The following is an 18627-nucleotide window of genomic DNA, read 5'->3' as shown; positions in this document are numbered from 1 at the left end:
TGGTTGTTAGTTAACAGTTGTTCGTGAATCTAAGCCCCGGTTTTACCGGGGCTTATTTTTAGTAGCAGCCCCGCCGTTCAGGAGTTTATATGCAATTAGCTTTGCCCCGTCAGCGCAGTTTGGATCTCAGCCGTCCGCTGGTGATGGGTATTTTAAATGTGACGCCGGACTCGTTCTCCGATGGCGGCCGCTATAACCGTTATGATGCAGCGTTGCGCCAGGCTGAGCAAATGTTGGCTGACGGTGCGGCCATTCTTGATATTGGCGGTGAGTCAACGCGGCCTGGCGCAGCAGATGTGTCTGCGCAGGACGAGCTGGAGCGGGTAGTGCCGGTAATAGCGGCAATACGGCAACGCTTTGATTGCGCCATCTCCATCGATACCAGTAAGGCGGTAGTGATGTCAGCCGCGGTTCAGGCCGGTGCCGATATTATTAATGACGTGCGCGCATTGCTCGAACCCGGTGCCTTAGAGGCCGCTGTTGCAGCGCAGGTGCCGGTGTGTTTGATGCATATGCAAGGCGCACCGCGCAGTATGCAGCAGGCGCCGCAATATCAGGATGTGGTAGCAGAAGTTAAGCAATTTCTGCTTGAGCGGGCGCAACTATGTGAGCAGGCCGGCATCAGTAAGCAGCAGCTTATTCTGGACCCGGGTTTTGGTTTTGGTAAAAGCCTGACGCATAACTATGTATTACTACAACAACTGCAACAGTTCGCCGACAGCGGTTATCCGCTATTGGCCGGTATGTCGCGTAAATCGATGCTTGGTCAGTTATTGGCTATTCCGGTTAACGAGCGTTTGGCAGCCAGCGTGGCCTGCGCTACTATTGCAGCAATTAAAGGTGCACACATTATACGGGTGCACGATGTCAAAGAAACCGTGCAGGCGGTCAGGGTTGTGACCGCAATGCAGTATGGAGCATAAAGGATGAGCAGAAAGTATTTTGGTACCGATGGTATACGCGGCAAAGTAGGTGATTTCCCGATCACGCCTGAATTTGCGATGAAATTAGGTTGGGCAGCTGGTCGCGTGCTGTCACAGCGCGGCACCCGCAAAGTATTAATTGGTAAAGATACGCGTATATCCGGTTACTTATTAGAAACGGCTTTGGAAGCGGGCTTAATTGCCGCCGGTATCGACGTGCGTTTACTTGGCCCTATGCCGACACCGGCTGTAGCCTATCTGACACGAACCTTCCGTGCCGAAGCCGGTATTGTGATTAGCGCTTCGCACAACCCTTATTATGACAACGGCATTAAGTTTTTCTCCGCTGACGGCACCAAGTTGCCGGATGAAGTAGAACTGGCAATTGAGTACGAGTTGGAACAACCTATGGTATGTCAGCCGTCTGAAAAGCTGGGCAAAGCCACCCGCATTGATGATGCCGCCGGCCGTTATATCGAATTCTGTAAAAGCCATTTGCCCAATCATTTATCGCTCAATGGATTAAATATAGTGATAGATTGCGCCCACGGCGCCACCTACCATATTGCACCGGCGGTATTTAAAGAGTTAGGCGCTGCGGTTACGGTCATCGGCGCTACCCCTGATGGCTTTAATATTAACGACCACTGCGGCGCTACTCATACTGAGTTGCTGCAAAAAACGGTGGTTGAGAAGAAAGCCGATCTAGGCATTGCTTATGACGGCGATGGTGACCGCGTTATGATGGTCGACCACAGTGGCCGTGTAATAGACGGCGATGAAATTGTCTATATTATTGCCCGCGCCGCCAAAGAACAGAATAAGTTGCAAGGCGGCGTAGTCGGCACCCTGATGAGTAACCTGGGGCTGGAGCTGGCACTGAAAGAGCTGGATATTCCGTTTGCCCGCAGCGCGGTGGGCGATCGCTATGTAATGGAGTTGCTGCGTGAGAAGAACTGGCGCATCGGCGGCGAGAATTCCGGTCATGTACTGAATTTAGACCATACCTGTACCGGTGATGGCATCATTGCCTCGTTGCAGGTGCTCAATGCAATGATAGAAGCGAAGATGAGCTTGGCGGAGTTTAGCCGTGGTATGCATAAACTGCCGCAGGTGCTGGTGAATGTGAAATTTGAAAAAGGCACGGCACCGCTGGAGAAGCAGCATGTGAAACAAGTGATTGCGGATGTTGAAGCCAAATTAAACACCTCAGGCAGGGTATTGATCCGTAAAAGCGGCACTGAGCCGTTGATCCGCGTGATGGTAGAAGGTGAGGATGCAGCTCAGGTGCGCAATTTTGCTGAACAGATTGCTGCTGCGGTAAAAATCGCCAGTTGATTGTCCAAAGGCGCCAATAATGCTTGTTTACGCGGGCGCGGTTAGTTACCATCGCGCCCGTTAAATAACGGGAATACAGCATCATGCAACGCACACCCTTGATTGCCGCGAACTGGAAAATGAACGGTTCAGTAGCGCTGGCAGAACAGATGACGGCAACATTGGCCGGATTGCCGCTGGATAAAGTCGGGGTGGTAGTTTGTCCACCGGCAACGCTGTTACCACGTTTTAGCAGTCAAAGCGGTTTTGCTCTGGGCGGCCAGACACTAAGCCATGAAAGCAGTGGCGCCTATACCGGCGAAATCAGCGCAGAGCTGCTGCTGCAAGCCGGCGCCAGCTATGTAATTGTCGGCCATTCTGAGCGACGCACGCTGAATTTTGAAAGTGATGAATTGGTTGCCGCTAAACTGGCACAGGCCGTTACAGCAGGCTTAACCCCCATTCTTTGTGTTGGCGAGTCATTACAGCAACGGCGGCAAGAAAAAACACAGCAGGTTATTGCGCAGCAACTTGATGCGGTGTATGCTTCGCAGCCCGAATTACTGCTGAAATCAGTGATTGCATACGAGCCAATTTGGGCCATAGGTACAGGTGAGTCCGCTACGCCGCAACAGGCACAAGCTACTCATGCTTTTATCAGGCAACATTTGGCACAATACGATGCGCAGGCAGCAGAAACGGTGAAATTATTGTATGGCGGCAGTGTTAATGCAGACAATTGTGCTGCATTATTTCAGCAAGCCGACATAGACGGTGCTCTGGTAGGAGGCGCAAGCCTGAAACCAGCAGAATTTGCGCAAATTTGCCTTGCAGTTACAAAAGGTGCAAAGGAATAAGCATGTACGAAATTTTGATAGTGTTTTATTTATTAGTTGCCCTGGCTTTAATCGGTCTGGTATTAATTCAGCACGGTAAAGGCGCAGACATGGGCGCTGCCTTTGGTGCAGGCGCTTCTGCTACGGTGTTCGGTTCGTCCGGTACCGGTAATTTCCTCACCAAAACTACCACCATTTTGGCAACCATCTTTTTTGTTCTGAGTATAGTGCTGGGTAATTACAGTGCCGGCCAGAGCAAACAGGTTGACGAATGGCAGGACTTGTCAGTACCGGTTACTGAACAGGTTGAGCAGAAAAAAGACGACGCCAGCGATATCCCTGTAGGTAACTGATCCGCTTAATTCAGCCGAGGTGGTGAAATTGGTAGACACGCTATCTTGAGGGGGTAGTGTCTTCGGACGTGCGGGTTCAAGTCCCGCTCTCGGCACCAAATATATCAATAGTTTGCTCAGGCAATGCTTGCGATAAACCAGTCAGCGCTATATAATAAGCGCCAATTACGGACGCGGGATGGAGCAGCCTGGTAGCTCGTCGGGCTCATAACCCGAAGGTCGTCGGTTCAAATCCGGCTCCCGCAACCAACTTTGCAGTACAAAATAGTTTAGTTATGTTTTAGTACTGAAGGTTGTCGGTTAGCTCTTAAATCTTGGGGCTCCCGCAGCCAGCTTCTTACGAAGTGATTAGAATTTCAATTAACATTGGCGATATGTTAGTTGATTGGATGCCCATTCGCCCCGCTAGTTCGGGGCGTTTTCGTATCTGCAGACTCAGTTTTAAGCAGTATTGGGCTAAGCAGCCCTTTTTTTATTTGCTGTTGTTGCCAATATTACCGCTAAGGTAACAGGCGAAAGCAGCTTTTCCGGAGGTCGCGTTGAACAAGCAAGAACAGAAACTGACAGAGCTATTGCTGCCTACTGTCGAAGCTGCCGGCTTTGAATTGTTAGGCTTAGAGCTGGTGCAGGCTGGTCGTCATTCAACATTACGCTTGTATATTGATCACGCTGATGGCGTAAACGTGGATAACTGCGCACTGGTAAGCCGCGAAGTCAGTGCGATTTTAGATGTGGAAGATCCTATCACCAATGAATACCTGTTAGAGGTATCGTCACCGGGCTTGGATCGGCCACTGTTTACGGCAGAGCATTTTGCTGCCGTAGTCGGGCAGAAAATTGAAGTAAAACTGGCTATTCCACAGGATGGCCGGCGTAAGTTTAAAGGCGTACTAACAGCTATTGAAGACGATATGTTGATAGTGGAAGTAGATGGCAAACCCTATCGTTTGCTGATGGATAACGTAGATAAAGCAAACGTGGTACCGGTGTTCTAAGGTATCGGGGCAAAGCGAGGCAACACACAATGGCAAAAGAAATATTACTGGTTGTTGATGCAGTTTCAAATGAGAAATCTGTGCCGCGGGAGAAGATCTTCCAGGCATTGGAATTTGCGTTGGCAGCAGCCACCAAAAAGAAAAACGAAGGCGATATCGAAGTTCGTGTCAACATTGACCGCAAAACCGGGTCTTATGAAACGTTCCGCCGCTGGCAGGTTATTCCGGACGATCAGGTGCAAGAGCATCCGTACCGCGAAATGACCTTGTCTGCTGCACAATATGACGACCCGTCAGTGCAGATTGGCGACTACTACGAAGAGCAAATTGACTCTATCGAGTTCGACCGTATCACTACCCAGATGGCGAAGCAGGTTATCGTACAAAAGGTACGTGAAGCCGAGCGTTCACAGGTAGTGGAAGCTTATATAGACCAGGTGGGTGAGTTAGTCACCGGCGTGGTGAAAAAAGTTAACCGCGACAGCATCATTATTGATTTGGGTAATAATGCTGAAGCCATGTTAGGCCGCGATGAAATGTTACCGCGCGAAACCTACCGCCCGGGCGATCGCCTGCGTGCTTTACTGTTTGAAGTAAAGCCGGAAGCGCGCGGTGCTCAGCTGTTTTTAAGCCGTTCACGGCCGGAAATGCTGCTGGAATTGTTCCGCATTGAAGTGCCGGAAATCGGTGAAGAGATGATCGAACTGCGTGGTGCTGCCCGTGACCCTGGTGCCCGCGCCAAAATCGCCGTTAAAAGTAATGACCGTCGTATCGACCCGGTAGGCGCTTGCGTCGGTATGCGTGGTTCACGTGTGCAGGCCGTATCGAACGAATTGGCCGGCGAGCGGGTAGATATAGTGTTGTATGACGATAACGACGCGCAGTTTGTTATCAACGCTATGGCACCGGCTGAAGTGGCCTCGATCATTGTTGATGAAGACGCCCACTCAATGGATATCGCGGTAGAAGATGCCAACCTGGCGATGGCGATTGGCCGTAACGGTCAAAACGTGCGTTTAGCCAGTCAGCTTACCGGTTGGGAGCTGAATGTAATGTCAGTTTCTGCGATGAAACAAAAACACCAGGAAGAAACCGCTAAGGTACGTCAGGTGTTTGTTGATGCGTTGGAAATTGACGAAGACTTTGCCGATGTACTGGTAGATGAAGGTTTCTCCACGCTGGAAGAAATTGCTTATGTACCAATCAGCGAGCTGTTAAGCATCGATGGTCTGGACGAAGCGACAGTGGAAGAGCTGCGCGGCCGTGCCAAAGCAGTATTAACCACCCGTGCGTTGGCCAGTGAAGAGTCACTGGAAGATGCACAACCAAGTGAAGCGCTGTTAGCGCTGAAAGAATTAGATACCCACACGGCCTATGTTCTGGCCAGTAAAGGGGTAACAACGTTAGACGACCTGGCAGAGCTGGGTGTCGATGATTTACTGGAAATAGCCACTATGTCGGAACAACAAGCCGCCGACATGATTATGGCAGCCCGTAACATCGTTTGGTTTAGCGAAGAAAATAAGTAGTCAACGGAGGTAACAACACAAATGGCAGAAGTCACTATAGAAAAGCTAGCCAGTGATGTCGGTACTACTGTTGAGCGGTTAGTGCAGCAATTCGCTGATGCCGGTATCAGTAAAGTCGCCGGACAGATGGTCAGTGAAGATGAGAAAAAATCCCTGCTGGAACATTTAAGTGCTCAGCATGGTGGTAAGTCGGCAGAACCTGCGCGTTTAACATTAAAACGCAAAGAAAAAACCACCCTCAGCGTAGCTGGTGGTGCAGGTCGTAACCGCGAAATTCAGGTTGAAGTACGTAAACAAAAAACGTACGTGAAAAAGCCGGTGCTGGACGAAGCAACACTGAAGGCGCAGGAAGAAGCCCGGTTGGCAGAAGAAAAAGCCAATGCCGAAGCTGAGCATGCCCGTGCTGAAGCCGATCGCAAAGCCAAAGAAATTGCTGCGGCTAAAGCGAAGGAAGAAACCGAACGTAAAGCTGCTGAAGCCCGTCGCCGTGAAGAAGCTAAGCAAGCTCAGCTGTTAAAAGACGATCCGGAAGAAGCGGCGCGTCGTGCGGCGAAAGAAGAAGCACGCAAAGAAGCGGATCGTATTCGTCAGCAACAAGAAGCTGAAGCACTGCGTAAGCTGGAAGAAGAAGCGGCCAAACAGGCAGAAGCGGCGCGTAAACTGGCCGAAGAAAACGGCGAGCGCTGGGCACAGGAAGAGAAAGCCAAGCCTGCTGATACCGACGATTACCACCTGACCAGCAATGAATTTGCCAAGCAGGCCGAAGACGAAGTGGACGCTAAAGAAGAGCGCGCCGGCCGTCGCGGTACCGGTAAAAAAGCCCCTGTCGTTAAAGGCAAAAAGAAAGACGATGCCAATGACAAAGAAGCCTTTAACCGTGCTAACCGTCATGTGAAGAAAAAGAAAACGCCAACCAGCATGCAGCACGGTTTTAATAAACCTGCGCAACCGGTTGAACGTGAAGTGAAAATCGGCGAAACCATCACTGTGGCTGAATTAGCCGCCAAGATGGCGGTTAAAGCGTCCGAAGTAATTAAGATCATGATGAAAATGGGCGCTATGGCGACCATTAACCAGGTGATTGATCAGGAAACTGCGGCCATTGTCTGTGAAGAAATGGGTCACAAGTTTACTCTGACCAAAGAAAACGAGCTGGAAGAAGCCGTAATGTCTGACCGTCAGGGTGAAGGTGAACTGGAGCCTCGCGCGCCGGTTGTTACGGTAATGGGCCACGTTGACCATGGTAAAACCTCTTTACTGGATTATATCCGTAAAGCCAAGGTAGCAGCCGGTGAAGCCGGTGGTATAACCCAGCATATTGGTGCCTACCACGTTGATACTGACCGCGGTATGGTGACCTTCCTTGATACACCAGGTCACGCTGCCTTTACCTCTATGCGTGCCCGCGGTGCCAAGGCGACAGATATCGTTATCCTGGTGGTAGCGGCTGATGATGGCGTGATGCCGCAAACCAAAGAAGCTATCCAGCACGCGAAAGCGGCCGGTGTGCCAATCGTGGTGGCAGTGAACAAGATGGACAAACCGGAAGCCGATCCTGAGCGCGTACGTAACGAACTGTCACAGTACGATGTTATCTCAGAAGAATGGGGCGGTGATGTTCAGTTTGTACCGGTGTCAGCAAAATCAGGCATGGGTATTGATGACTTACTTGAAGCCATTCTGAACCAATCTGAACTGCTGGAATTAAAAGCCGTTAAACAAGGTTTAGCCCGTGGTGTGGTGATTGAATCACGGCTGGATAAAGGCCGTGGTCCGGTAGCGTCGATCCTGATCCAGGAAGGTACCTTACAGCAAGGTGAAATCGTGCTGTGTGGTTTTGAATATGGCCGTGTTCGTGCGATGCGCGATGAGAACGGTAAAGAGATTAAAACTGCCGGCCCGTCTATTCCGGTAGAGATCTTAGGTTTATCCGGTGTACCACAAGCCGGTGACGAAGTAACCGTAGTAAAAGACGAGCGTAAAGCACGTGAAGTGGCACTTTACCGTCAGGGTAAATTCCGCGATGTGAAACTGGCGCGTCAGCAGAAGTCTAAGTTGGAAAATATGTTTGCCAACATGACTGAAGGCGATGTGTCTGAGCTGAACATCGTACTGAAAGCTGACGTACAAGGTTCGGTTGAAGCCATTACTGAGTCACTGATGAAACTGTCAACCGACGAAGTAAAAGTGAAGATTGTTGGCAGCGGCGTAGGTGGTATTACCGAAACCGACGTTACCCTGGCAGCAGCTTCATCGGCAATTGTTATCGGTTTTAACGTACGGGCTGATGGCACGGCGCGTAAACTGGTAGAAGACGAAGGCCTCGACTTACGTTACTACGGCATTATTTATGAGCTGTTAGACGAAGTGCGCGCGGCAATGACCGGTATGTTAGCGCCTGAGTTTAAACAGCAGATCATCGGTCTGGCGCAGGTACGTGACGTGTTCCGTTCACCTAAGTTCGGCGCAGTCGCCGGCTGTATGGTAACCGAAGGCGTGATCAAGCGTAATGCCCCTATCCGTGTACTGCGTGATAACGTGGTGATCTTCGAAGGCGAGCTGGAATCGCTGCGTCGCTTTAAAGATGACGTCAGTGAAGTACGTAACGGTTTCGAGTGTGGTATTGGCGTGAAGAACTACAACGATGTGCGCGAAGGCGATCAGATCGAAGTGTTCGAAGTGATACAGGTTGAACGCACCCTGTAACAGGCAACGCAACAATAAAACAGGGGCCTTGGGCCCCTGTTTTGTCTGCTGCAGACAATGGAAAGAATGGTTATGAGTAAAGAATTCTCGCGCGTCGACAGACTGTCGCAGCAAATGAAAAAAGAAATGGCGGTGATCCTGCAACGCGAAATTAAAGATCCGCGTCTGCACAGTATGATCACGGTGTCGGATGTGGAAGTATCGCGCGATCTGTCGCACGCCAAGGTGTTCGTCACCTTTTTAGGCCTGGCCGATGATAAGGTTGAAGATAACCTTAAGATCCTTAACGATGCTTCCGGCTTTGTCCGCAGTTTAATTGGCAAGCGTATACAGGCGCGTATAGTGCCGCATATCCGCTTTGCCTTTGACGAGTCATTAAACGAAGGGATCCGTATGGCTACTTTAGTCAGCACCGCACGGGCTGAAGATGACCGTCGCCGGCTGCAGTCGGGTCAGGCACTGGATGATGTTCCAGCCGACGATACGCCGGATAGTGACGCGAACGACAGCGACGAGCCGGCAAACTAATGGCGCGGAAAAATGCCCGTGCCGTTAACGGCATTTTGTTATTAGATAAACCGCTGGAAGTGAGCAGCAACGGTATTTTACAGCGCGTGCGCTGGCTGTTTCAGGCGCAAAAAGCCGGCCACACCGGCGCCTTAGATCCTATGGCATCCGGTTTGCTGCCAATCTGTTTTGGCGAAGCCACCAAGTTCAGCCAGTTTTTGCTTGATACCGATAAAACCTATCTGGTCACGGCTAACTTTGGTGTTCGTACCAGCACCAGCGATGTTGAAGGCGAAGTCATCAGCGAAAAACCGGTGCAATTCAGTCAGGCGGATCTGGAACAGGCTTTAACGGCGTTTCGCGGTGATATTTTGCAGGTGCCTACGATGTTTTCGGCGCTGAAGTACCAAGGTCAGCCGTTATATCGTTATGCCCGCCAGGGTATTACCGTACCGCGTGAAGCCAGACCGATCAGTATTTTTCGCTTTGAGCTGTTGAAATTCAGCGGCAGCACAGCAGATTTTATTGTGCACTGCTCTAAAGGTACCTATATTCGCACCCTGATTGATGATCTGGGCGAAGCGCTTGGTTGCGGCGCTCATGTTGGTGCCTTGCACCGCACCCAAGTGGGCCCGTTTCATGCGGAGCAGATGATTACCCCGGTTCAACTCGATGCCTTGGCAGAGCTGTGCCATCAAAGCAAAAATTTCTCTGCCATGGATACTCTGCTGTTACCGCTGGACGCCGGTATTGTTAATATGGCTAAACTGCTCCTGACAGAGCAAGAGCAACACCGCTTGCAACATGGCCAGAGTTGCCAGGTGGCGGTGGCAGATATTGCCGCAATAAAACTGCATGGTCCGGACGATAACTTCTTTGGTGTTGGCCAGGTTGAACAAGGTGTGTTGAGTTCACGGCGCTTATTAAATACTGCCGCCTTAGCCTAAGGGCGGTGTAGCAGAAACGCCTTGTAAAAAAGCAGTAAAATGCTATTATACGGCGGATTTTTTGGGGTCTGCTGGATGAGTGATCGGCGATTCCCTTACTTAGTTCACTCACATTTGGAGTTAAATATGTCTTTAAGCGCTGCTGATAAAGCAAAAATCGTTGCTGACTTCGCTGTTAAGCAAGGCGACACAGGCTCACCGGAAGTTCAGGTAGCTCTGTTAACTGCTTCTATTAACCACCTGCAGGGCCACTTCGCCCAGCATAAGCATGACTTCCACTCACGTCGTGGTCTGCTGCGCATGGTTAGCCAACGTCGTAAGTTGCTGGATTACTTAAAAGGTAAAGACCAGAGCCGTTACGCTACACTGATTGAGCGTTTAGGCTTACGCCGTTAATCGGTTTGAGTAAAAAAGGGGCTTTTAGCCCCTTTTTTTAATTTAGCTGACAGACTATTTTTCACTAAAGTTTACCATTGACTGAACTATCTTTGTGCTTTGGTTACAGAGTATACTACGCAAGAATTAAACGACAAAAATGACATCGCAATCAGGCGATAAAGTAAAGGAAACAAACACGTGACTCCCATCGTAAAATCATTCCCGTTCGGCCAACATACTTTTACCTTAGAAACCGGCGTTATCGCCCGTCAGGCAGATGCCGCAGTGCTGGCCAGCCTGGGTGATACATCAGTTTTAGTAACGGTAGTGGGCAAGAAAGAAGCTAAACCAGGCCAGGATTTCTTCCCGTTAACGGTAAATTATCAAGAGAAAATGTACGCTGCCGGCCGGATCCCGGGCGGTTTCTTTAAGCGCGAAGGTCGCCCGTCAGAAGGTGAAACCTTAACTTCACGTTTAATCGACCGGCCAATTCGCCCGTTGTTCCCTGAAGGCTTCAACAATGAAGTACAGGTTATTGCCACTGTGGTATCAGTACAGCCGGAAATTCAGCCGGATATCGTGGCGTTAATCGGTACTTCTGCTGCGCTGGCATTATCCGGTATCCCGTTTGCCGGCCCTATTGGTGCCGCCCGCGTGGGTTATATCAATAACCAGTACGTACTGAACCCGTCAGAAGACGAGCTGAAAAGCTCTAAGCTGGATTTAGTGGTAGCCGGTACCGCCGGTGCGGTATTAATGGTTGAATCTGAAGCCGGTATTTTGTCTGAAGACGTAATGCTGGGTGCGGTAATGTATGGCCATGAGCAAATGCAAACCGCTATTAATGCCATCAACGAATTTGCTGCTGAAGGCGCTAAGCCAAAGTGGAACTGGCAGGCACCTGCTAAGAACCAGCCGTTAATTGAAAAAATTGACAGCTTGGCGCGTGCGCAACTGGGCGAAGCTTATCAGATCACTGAAAAAGCCAAGCGCTATGAGCGCATCGGCGAGATTAAAGCGGCGTTAGTAGAAAAACTGACTGCTGAGCTGGCCGAAGGCGAAGAGCTGAACAAAAACGAAGTGGGCGAGATTTTCCACGAGCTGGAATCTAAAGTCGTTCGTGGCCGTATCACTAAAGGCGAGCCGCGTATTGACGGCCGTGACCCGGAAATGATCCGTGGTTTAAGCGTTATGACCGGCGTGTTGCCACGTACCCACGGTTCAGCGCTGTTTACCCGCGGTGAAACTCAGGCGCTGGTAACAGCCACTTTAGGTACGGCGCGTGATGCACAAAACATCGACGATTTGTTAAGTGCTAAAACTGACACCTTTATGCTGCACTACAACTTCCCGCCGTACTGTGTGGGTGAAACCGGCATGGTGGGTTCACCTAAGCGTCGCGAAATCGGCCACGGCCGTTTAGCTAAGCGTGGTGTATTAGCGGTAATGCCTGATTTCAATGACTTCCCGTACACAGTACGTATAGTGTCAGAAATCACTGAATCTAACGGTTCAAGCTCTATGGCATCAGTATGTGGTTCTTCTTTAGCTCTGATGGACGCCGGCGTACCTATTAAAGCCTCTGTGGCCGGTATTGCTATGGGCCTGGTAAAAGAAGGCGACGACTTTGTTGTATTGTCTGATATCTTAGGTGATGAAGATCACTTAGGCGATATGGACTTTAAAGTGGCCGGTACTACCGACGGTATTACCGCACTGCAAATGGACATCAAAATCGACGGTATTACCAAAGAAATTATGCAAATTGCGCTGAAGCAAGCTAAAGCCGCCCGTTTGCACATTCTGAACGTAATGGACCAGGCGATCAGCGGTCACCGCGAAGAAATGTCTGAGTACGCACCGCGTATTTACACCATGAAGATTAACCCGGAAAAAATCCGTGAGGTTATCGGTAAAGGTGGTGCTGTAATTCGTCAAATCACTGAAGAATCCGGTACTACTATCGAGTTGGAAGATGACGGCAGCATTAAAATTGCCGCTACTACCGCCAAAGCCGCACAAATCGCTATCGACAAGATCAACGCCATCACGGCTGAGATTGAAGTGGGTGCCATTTATGCAGGCGAAGTCGTGCGTATTGTCGACTTCGGTGCCTTTGTTAACGTGCTGCCTGGTAAAGATGGTCTGGTACACATTTCACAAATCTCTGATGAGCGCGTGAATAACGTATCTGAGCACCTGACCTTAGGTCAGAAAGTATCGGTCAAGGTACTGGAAGTTGACAAGCAGGGCCGCGTGCGTTTAAGTATCAAGGAAGCCAACGCTAAACCTGCTACTGAGTCTGCCAATGCTGAAGAAAATGCCTGATAGGCTGTTGTGCCGGATAGCGCCTTTGGCGCTACTGGCAGCGTTAACCGCAGGCTGTGCTTCACAGCCTGCGTCTACTGCCGGCTGGCTTATTCCGGAGCCGCTGGCGGTGTCTTACCGCACTGAACTGGCAATAGCCAGATTAAGTGAAATACTGCATCGCGCCGAGTTATCAGAAGAGCAATCTGCTCAGCTGTTTTACGATCGCGGCGTAATGTATGACAGTGTTGGCTTGCGCTCTTTGGCGCGGCTGGACTTTTTAAGAGCGTTGCGGTTAAAGCCGGACATGGCGGATGCCTACAATTTTGTCGGTATTCACCATACGGTTAGCGGCGATTTTGATCAAGCCTATGAAGCCTTTGACTCCGTCCTGGAATTAGCGCCTGAACACGAGTTTGCCTATTTAAACCGTGGTATAGCGCTGTATTATGCCGGTAAAACAGAATTGGCCGTGGTAGATTTTGAACGCTTTCTGGCGTTAAAACCAACCGATGCTTACCGGGTGATCTGGTTGTATCTGGCGCAAAGTGAGCTGTCTGCAGAGCAAGCACAGCAGCAACTGGCGCAACATGCGCTGATATTGGACAAGGCCGAGTGGTCTGGCAATATAGTGCGGTTTTTACTGGGTGAAATCAGTGAGCAAGCTTTGCTGGATTCGGTGTTGAATGATTTATCCGGCCCGCAGCTGTTAGCCGAGCGCTTATGTGAAGTGTATTTCTACCTGGCGAAATGGCATGAAAGCCGGCAACAACCGGAACAGGCACTGAGCTACTATAAGCAAGTGCTGGCTACCAATGTGTATGAGTTTGTTGAACATCGTTACGCGCGGTTAGAAATGGCGCGCTTACGCGGTGAAGTACTGCAAATTGATGCCTACGATGAGCCTTAACGCAGTTCGCAGCACAGTTATGAAAAGCCGGTTAACCGGCTTTTTTGCTTTTATATTACTGACTGCCTGCCAGAAACAACCTGAACAAAGCGAATTAATGCAACAAGCACAAACCCGGCCGGCGGCGGCTGTGCGTTTGGCTGCTCAGCGCCTTGCCGCTGAAGAGCATGATGCAGCACTGCGCTGGTTACGTCAGGCGGCATGGCTCGGCGATGCTGCGGCGCTGCAACATGCATTGCAATTGCAGCAGCGGTTGCAGGGCAGGCTGGCTACCGCACAGTGGTTGCAGCAGCAGCTCGACAGCGGTGCGCTGACAGCCGCCGCACTCACGGCCGGCATACGGGCAGAGCTGGGCCTGTGGCAGGGCAGCACGGCTACTGTGGCGGGCTTTGAGCAGCCACAAGGCTGTCGTTTAACCTTGCAACCTGTGGCCAGCCAACAAGCGGGGCTTGATACCTGGCAGCAGCTGTTGCAGCAATGGCAGGCTGATAAACAGTTGTCGCAACTGCCGGTATGCTTTTTACCTCTGCGTACGGTGAACAGCACTGAGCTGGCGTGCTCTGAGCACGGCAACAGCCTGGTGCAGTGTCGTTATCAGGTGTTAGCAGATGAGGTGAGCGACGGCGATTTCAGCCAGTTAGTGGTTATAGCCGGGCGGGGTAAAGCCAGTTATAACAACGGTATTTTACAACTGCCGGATAACGCCGGCCTGGCACTGCTGCGGCATGAATTTATGCATGTTCTCGGTTTTATTGATGAATATCAGCTATCTGCTGAGACGGCGGCGCACGTGTGTCAGCCGGGAAAACATTACCCTAATCTGTTGTTAACTGCCGACAGTCGCGCTTATCTGGCGCACTGGCAACTGCAGGCGCGGGATATCAGCCTTACGCCGGTGGCTACCTGCGCCGCGCTGCAACAGCCGGCATACCGTGTCATTGCACAAAACAACCTGATGCGCTCGTACGAGCTGGCGCTGCCAGAGCTGTATTTTCAGCTGGCACAGCGTATTCTGGCACAGCCACAGCAGCTGATGCCGGTACAGTATTATTTTGCTTATTTAGCCAGGCAACAGCAAAACTGGCCACAGTGGCAGCATTTTATGCAGAAGGCATCAGAGTGGGGTTATGCCGATGCGCAACAAGCGCTGGCCGGCAGCAAAGGTTAGTCGCTGTCGCTTAGCTCGGCCAGCTCGCGGCCCAGCACATCAGCATCGCCCAGGTTAAGTTCTAACAAACGGCGCAGGTGCGATACGCTTTCGATATCAATACGTTCACAGTGCAGGCCCACTACTTTGTCTGAGATATGCGCTACGCTGACCTGCATTTCCAGCTCAAGCGGAAAATCGTTTAACTGAATTCGCAATAACATCTGTTTTGGCAAACTGCGCGGCCAATTGTCCGGTTTGCGGATCAATGCGCCTTTTAAAGATAAATCCAGCACTTCTGTCTGGCAGCTGTGGCCACCAATATCAATATGTGCCTTACCTTTAAAGATCACCCTGCTAAATCGTCTGTGTTCCATCGCTTCCCCCGCGTTACTGTATGAAGCATAGCGGTTTTCCGCTGAAAGAAAAGCACGCTTATACTGCGCCGGTGTAATTCCGGCGCAGCATCTCGTGTTAGCTGATATCTTCGCCTGCAGCCTGGCGGTCGGCGTGGTAGCTGGAGCGCACAAACGGGCCGCTGGCGACGTGTTTAAAGCCCAGCTCGTAGGCAATGCGTTTAATCTCGTCAAACTCGGCCGGTGGCATATAGCGTTTTACCGGCAAGTGGTGCTTACTCGGCTGCAGGTACTGGCCTACGGTCAGCATATCCACGTCATGCGCGCGCAAATCTTTTAATACCTCGATAAGCTCTTCAGTGGTTTCACCCAAGCCAACCATTAAGCCGGACTTAGTAGCCACTTCCGGGTGCGCGGCTTTGTAGCGTTGTAACAACTGCAGCGACCACTTATAGTCGGCACCCGGCCGCGCCAGCTTGTACAGCCTTGGCGCCGTTTCCAGGTTGTGGTTAAACACGTCCGGTGGTGTCTGGGTTAAAATATCCAGCGCGGTATCCATGCGACCACGGAAGTCCGGCACCAGTACTTCAATTTTTATGCTTGGGTTATGCTGGCGAATTTCGCGGATACAGTCGGCGAAATGCTGCGCGCCACCGTCGCGTAAGTCATCGCGATCAACTGAGGTGATCACCACGTACTTTAACTTCATATCGCGGATCGTCAGCGCCAGTTTTTCCGGCTCTTCGGCACTTGGTGGCAACGGCCGGCCGTGGGCAACGTCACAAAACGGGCAGCGCCTGGTACAAATGGCGCCCAGAATCATAAAGGTGGCGGTGCCGTGGTTAAAACATTCAGTCAGGTTAGGGCAAGCGGCTTCTTCGCATACCGAGTGCAGGCCGTGCTTGCGCAGGGCACCTTTGATCTGATCGATACGCTCTGAGCTTTTCGGCAGTTTTATCTTCAGCCATTCGGGCTTACGCAGCATTTCATCACGTTCAGTGGGCAGCACCTTAATCGGGATCAAGGCCATTTTATCAGCGTCGCGCAGTTTAACGCCCGGTTCCATACGTGCAGTTTTAGTCATTTTGCCAATCTAACCCTGTAGTGTGCTGCAGTGTTGCTACATTCAGTTGCTGCGAAAAACACTGCACTATTCGTTGTTTGGCCTCGGCAATGGTTTGCGGGCCGCCTAAATCTTTACATTGGAGCATTTGCATACCGGCATAACCACAGGGGTTAATGCGTGAAAACGGGCTTAAGTCCATATCGACATTCAGTGCCAGGCCATGGAAGGAGCAGCCTTTGCGTACCCGCAGCCCCAAAGAGGCAATTTTGCCCTCATCCACATAGACGCCCGGCGCATCCGCTTTGGCGTAGGCGTTAATGCCGTAGGGCGTCAGTAGCTGAATTAATACCTGCTCCAGCAGTGTCACCAGTTGACGCACGCCCAGATTACGCCGCTTTAGATCCAGCAGCACATACACCATCAGCTGGCCCGGGCCATGGTAGGTCACCTGGCCGCCGCGGTCTACTTTTACCACCGGAATATCACCCGGCAACAACAGGTGCTCTTCTTTGCCGGCCTGGCCCTGAGTAAATACCGGCGGGTGCTCCAGCAACCAGAGTTGATCCGGCGTGTTAGCATCGCGCTGGTCGGTAAACTGCTGCATGGCATGCCACACAGCGGTGTAATCCTGCGTGCCCAGCTCTCTTATCAGCAAATGCCGGCTAAGGACTGCTGTGGCCGGCGCTTGTTGGCTACCCTGGTCTGAAACGCTGTGCATTATACCGCCTTATACACTGAATACGAATGGCTAAGCTGGTGGTACTACCTCAGAGTACGTAACGTACCAGCTCAATTTTGCCAAGCTCGGTGTACAGCAGCTCAATATGCTGCTTGCTGGTAACGGTAACGCTGACCGACACCGAATGGTAATTACCTTTGCTGCTTGGTTTTACCGCCGGGCTGTAGTCGCCGGCTTCAGTATGAAGGCGTACCACGTTCATCACCTGATCGACCAGGGCGTCGTCAGCCAAGCCCAGCACTTTAAAGCTGAACTGGCAGGGAAATTCCAGATATTCATCGAACTTGGTGTTCTTTACTTCATGTGCCATCTTTGTCTCGCTATCACACTGTGAGCTGTTGCTTTGCTAAATTGGCTTAATTGTAACAAAAAGTCCCGGCCAATGCCGGGACTTAGTAAGCTAAAGCTAACGGCTGTGCTGATTAATTAAACTGCATTTTAATGTAATCTATCATCCGGCTGAAGAAACCGCCTTCGGCCACGTCTTCCAACGCTACCAGCGGATAAGTCGCAATATCTTCACCGTTTAGTTTCAGGTAAATGCTGCCAACCTGCTGGCCTTTGGATATGGGGGCTAACAGCTGCTGATCCAAGGTGAAGTCGGCTTGTAAGTCTTTACGTTGACCGCGCGGAATCGTTACCTGCACCGATTGCAAAATACCCAGCTGGATATTCTCTTTGTCACCTTGCCAAATACGTTGCTCGGCAAATTTATCGCCGGCCTGGTAGGGTGTAAAGGTTTCAAAGAAGCGAAAGCCATAGGTTAGCAGCTTTTTGTTTTCAGTCTGGCGGGCGCGTTCACTATTGGTGCCCATAACCACTGAGACCAGTCGCATACCATCGCGGGTGGCAGAGGTGATCAGGCTAAAGCCGGCTTCTTCGGTATGGCCGGTTTTTATACCGTCTACTTCCAGGCTGCGGTCCCACAACAGTGAGTTACGGTTGTATTGCTTGATATTGTTGTAAGTGAATTCTTTTTCGGCGTACAGCGCATACTCTTCCGGTACATCGCGAATTAACGCAGCGGCCAGGATGGCCATATCGCGTGGTGTGGAGTAGTTTTCTGCACTGGGCAGGCCGTGGCTGTTACCAAAACGGCTGCTGGTCATACCCAAACGCTGAGCATGAGCATTCATTAAATCAACAAAGGCGCTTTCGCTGCCGGCAATATGTTCGGCCATGGCAACGCAGGCATCGTTACCGGACTGAATAATAATGCCTTTGTTTAAGTCTGCCACCGACACCTTGGTGCCGACTTCAATAAACATTAACGATGAGCCAGGGAAGTTTCTCGCCCAGGCTTTTTCACTGATGGTTACCATATCTTCGTTGGTAATATTGCCGCTTTTCAGTTCAGTGCCAATCACATAGCTGGTCATCATCTTGGTTAAACTGGCCGGTGCCAATGACATATCGGCATTGTTTTCTGCCAATACCTTACCGGTATCAAAGTCGATAAGAATATGGCCTTTAGCGGCGACTTCCGGGGCTTGCGGCACCACGCTTTGGGCTACAGCAGATAAGCTGAGCCCGGCACTGGCAATGGATACGGCGGCGACGGCGAAAATATGACAATAACTATTCATGAGACCTGTTCTTTTAATCGTTATG

At 50.9% G+C, this 18627-nt stretch carries 18 protein-coding genes and 2 tRNA genes; 15 read left to right on the top strand and 5 right to left on the bottom strand.

What is annotated here, in order from left to right:
* The first annotated feature begins 89 nt into the window (after positions 1-89).
* The 15 genes from folP (at position 90) to ACTZWV_RS12680 (ending at position 14876) form a co-directional block, all read left to right on the top strand.
* The gene (gene folP, locus ACTZWV_RS12750) at positions 90-923 is read left to right on the top strand and encodes a dihydropteroate synthase (protein WP_444786907.1); all 834 of its coding nucleotides are present in this window, start codon (positions 90-92) and stop codon (positions 921-923) included.
* A 3-nt stretch (positions 924-926) separates the two neighbouring features.
* The gene (glmM, locus tag ACTZWV_RS12745; RefSeq protein ID WP_444786906.1) at positions 927-2261 is read left to right on the top strand and encodes a phosphoglucosamine mutase; all 1335 of its coding nucleotides are present in this window, start codon (positions 927-929) and stop codon (positions 2259-2261) included.
* Positions 2262-2344: 83 nt separating this feature from the next.
* Positions 2345-3097, top strand: coding sequence for a triose-phosphate isomerase (gene tpiA, locus ACTZWV_RS12740; protein WP_444786905.1), 753 nt, complete (start codon positions 2345-2347; stop codon positions 3095-3097).
* A gap of 2 nt (positions 3098-3099) precedes the next feature.
* Positions 3100-3429: a preprotein translocase subunit SecG gene (gene secG / locus ACTZWV_RS12735; RefSeq protein ID WP_444786904.1), complete on the top strand. Its 330-nt coding sequence runs from the start codon at positions 3100-3102 to the stop codon at positions 3427-3429.
* A 13-nt stretch (positions 3430-3442) separates the two neighbouring features.
* Positions 3443-3527, top strand: a tRNA-Leu gene (locus tag ACTZWV_RS12730).
* Between the two features lie 74 nt (positions 3528-3601).
* Positions 3602-3678 (top strand) — tRNA-Met (locus ACTZWV_RS12725).
* Positions 3679-3968: 290 nt separating this feature from the next.
* A complete protein-coding gene (rimP, locus tag ACTZWV_RS12720) occupies positions 3969-4424 on the top strand; it encodes a ribosome maturation factor RimP (protein WP_444786903.1) in 456 nt (151 codons plus the stop codon).
* A 29-nt stretch (positions 4425-4453) separates the two neighbouring features.
* Positions 4454-5953: a transcription termination factor NusA gene (gene nusA, locus ACTZWV_RS12715; RefSeq protein ID WP_444786902.1), complete on the top strand. Its 1500-nt coding sequence runs from the start codon at positions 4454-4456 to the stop codon at positions 5951-5953.
* A gap of 21 nt (positions 5954-5974) precedes the next feature.
* The gene (gene infB, locus ACTZWV_RS12710) at positions 5975-8659 is read left to right on the top strand and encodes a translation initiation factor IF-2 (RefSeq protein ID WP_444786901.1); all 2685 of its coding nucleotides are present in this window, start codon (positions 5975-5977) and stop codon (positions 8657-8659) included.
* A gap of 72 nt (positions 8660-8731) precedes the next feature.
* Positions 8732-9187 carry a 30S ribosome-binding factor RbfA gene (gene rbfA / locus ACTZWV_RS12705; protein ID WP_444786900.1) on the top strand — a complete coding sequence of 152 codons (456 nt, stop codon included), beginning with the start codon at positions 8732-8734 and terminating at the stop codon, positions 9185-9187.
* Positions 9187-10113, top strand: a complete 927-nt coding sequence (truB, locus tag ACTZWV_RS12700; RefSeq protein ID WP_444786899.1) for a tRNA pseudouridine(55) synthase TruB — start codon at positions 9187-9189, stop codon at positions 10111-10113. The genes rbfA and truB overlap by 1 nt, the downstream gene beginning before the upstream one ends.
* Before the next feature lie 126 nt (positions 10114-10239).
* Positions 10240-10509, top strand: a complete 270-nt coding sequence (rpsO, locus tag ACTZWV_RS12695; RefSeq protein ID WP_134057319.1) for a 30S ribosomal protein S15 — start codon at positions 10240-10242, stop codon at positions 10507-10509.
* Between the two features lie 180 nt (positions 10510-10689).
* Positions 10690-12819, top strand: a complete 2130-nt coding sequence (gene pnp / locus ACTZWV_RS12690; protein ID WP_444786898.1) for a polyribonucleotide nucleotidyltransferase — start codon at positions 10690-10692, stop codon at positions 12817-12819.
* Positions 12800-13708, top strand: a complete 909-nt coding sequence (nlpI, locus tag ACTZWV_RS12685; RefSeq protein ID WP_444786897.1) for a lipoprotein NlpI — start codon at positions 12800-12802, stop codon at positions 13706-13708. The genes pnp and nlpI overlap by 20 nt, the downstream gene beginning before the upstream one ends.
* Before the next feature lie 19 nt (positions 13709-13727).
* Positions 13728-14876 (top strand): hypothetical protein, encoded by a 1149-nt coding sequence (locus ACTZWV_RS12680; RefSeq protein ID WP_444786896.1) that lies wholly within the window; start codon positions 13728-13730, stop codon positions 14874-14876.
* On the opposite strand, the gene ACTZWV_RS12675 is transcribed toward ACTZWV_RS12680, so the two are convergent.
* The 5 genes from ACTZWV_RS12675 to ACTZWV_RS12655 all read right to left on the bottom strand — a co-directional run bounded on the left by ACTZWV_RS12675 (position 14873) and on the right by ACTZWV_RS12655 (position 18602).
* Entirely contained in the window at positions 14873-15232 is a 360-nt protein-coding gene (locus ACTZWV_RS12675) for a PilZ domain-containing protein (protein WP_444786895.1), read from the bottom strand. The genes ACTZWV_RS12680 and ACTZWV_RS12675 overlap by 4 nt on opposite strands.
* 97 nt (positions 15233-15329) lie before the next feature.
* The gene (lipA, locus tag ACTZWV_RS12670; RefSeq protein WP_444786894.1) at positions 15330-16295 is read right to left on the bottom strand and encodes a lipoyl synthase; all 966 of its coding nucleotides are present in this window, start codon (positions 16293-16295) and stop codon (positions 15330-15332) included.
* Entirely contained in the window at positions 16288-16995 is a 708-nt protein-coding gene (gene lipB / locus ACTZWV_RS12665) for a lipoyl(octanoyl) transferase LipB (protein ID WP_444786893.1), read from the bottom strand. Before lipB ends, lipA begins: the two co-directional genes overlap by 8 nt.
* Before the next feature lie 49 nt (positions 16996-17044).
* Positions 17045-17326, bottom strand: a complete 282-nt coding sequence (gene ybeD, locus ACTZWV_RS12660; RefSeq protein ID WP_305555202.1) for a DUF493 family protein YbeD — start codon at positions 17324-17326, stop codon at positions 17045-17047.
* A 112-nt stretch (positions 17327-17438) separates the two neighbouring features.
* Positions 17439-18602 (bottom strand): serine hydrolase, encoded by a 1164-nt coding sequence (locus ACTZWV_RS12655; protein WP_444786892.1) that lies wholly within the window; start codon positions 18600-18602, stop codon positions 17439-17441.
* Positions 18603-18627: the final 25 nt, after the last annotated feature.

The sequence above is a fragment of the Rheinheimera sp. NSM genome (genome assembly GCF_052380015.1).
Classification (GTDB): domain Bacteria; phylum Pseudomonadota; class Gammaproteobacteria; order Enterobacterales; family Alteromonadaceae; genus Alishewanella.
The sequence above is the reverse complement of the archived record's forward strand: the minus strand, read 5'-3'. Positions and strand labels throughout refer to the sequence as shown.

Coding starts and splice junctions, on each gene's coding strand:
- folP (WP_444786907.1), top strand. CDS start 90: ATGCAATTAGCTTTGCCCCGTCAGCGCAGTTTGGATCTCAGCCGTCCG.
- glmM (WP_444786906.1), top strand. CDS start 927: ATGAGCAGAAAGTATTTTGGTACCGATGGTATACGCGGCAAAGTAGGT.
- tpiA (WP_444786905.1), top strand. CDS start 2,345: ATGCAACGCACACCCTTGATTGCCGCGAACTGGAAAATGAACGGTTCA.
- secG (WP_444786904.1), top strand. CDS start 3,100: ATGTACGAAATTTTGATAGTGTTTTATTTATTAGTTGCCCTGGCTTTA.
- nusA (WP_444786902.1), top strand. CDS start 4,454: ATGGCAAAAGAAATATTACTGGTTGTTGATGCAGTTTCAAATGAGAAA.
- infB (WP_444786901.1), top strand. CDS start 5,975: ATGGCAGAAGTCACTATAGAAAAGCTAGCCAGTGATGTCGGTACTACT.
- rbfA (WP_444786900.1), top strand. CDS start 8,732: ATGAGTAAAGAATTCTCGCGCGTCGACAGACTGTCGCAGCAAATGAAA.
- truB (WP_444786899.1), top strand. CDS start 9,187: ATGGCGCGGAAAAATGCCCGTGCCGTTAACGGCATTTTGTTATTAGAT.
- rpsO (WP_134057319.1), top strand. CDS start 10,240: ATGTCTTTAAGCGCTGCTGATAAAGCAAAAATCGTTGCTGACTTCGCT.
- nlpI (WP_444786897.1), top strand. CDS start 12,800: ATGCTGAAGAAAATGCCTGATAGGCTGTTGTGCCGGATAGCGCCTTTG.
- ACTZWV_RS12680 (WP_444786896.1), top strand. CDS start 13,728: ATGAAAAGCCGGTTAACCGGCTTTTTTGCTTTTATATTACTGACTGCC.
- ACTZWV_RS12675 (WP_444786895.1), bottom strand. CDS start 15,232: ATGGAACACAGACGATTTAGCAGGGTGATCTTTAAAGGTAAGGCACAT.
- lipA (WP_444786894.1), bottom strand. CDS start 16,295: ATGACTAAAACTGCACGTATGGAACCGGGCGTTAAACTGCGCGACGCT.
- lipB (WP_444786893.1), bottom strand. CDS start 16,995: ATGCACAGCGTTTCAGACCAGGGTAGCCAACAAGCGCCGGCCACAGCA.
- ybeD (WP_305555202.1), bottom strand. CDS start 17,326: ATGGCACATGAAGTAAAGAACACCAAGTTCGATGAATATCTGGAATTT.
- ACTZWV_RS12655 (WP_444786892.1), bottom strand. CDS start 18,602: ATGAATAGTTATTGTCATATTTTCGCCGTCGCCGCCGTATCCATTGCC.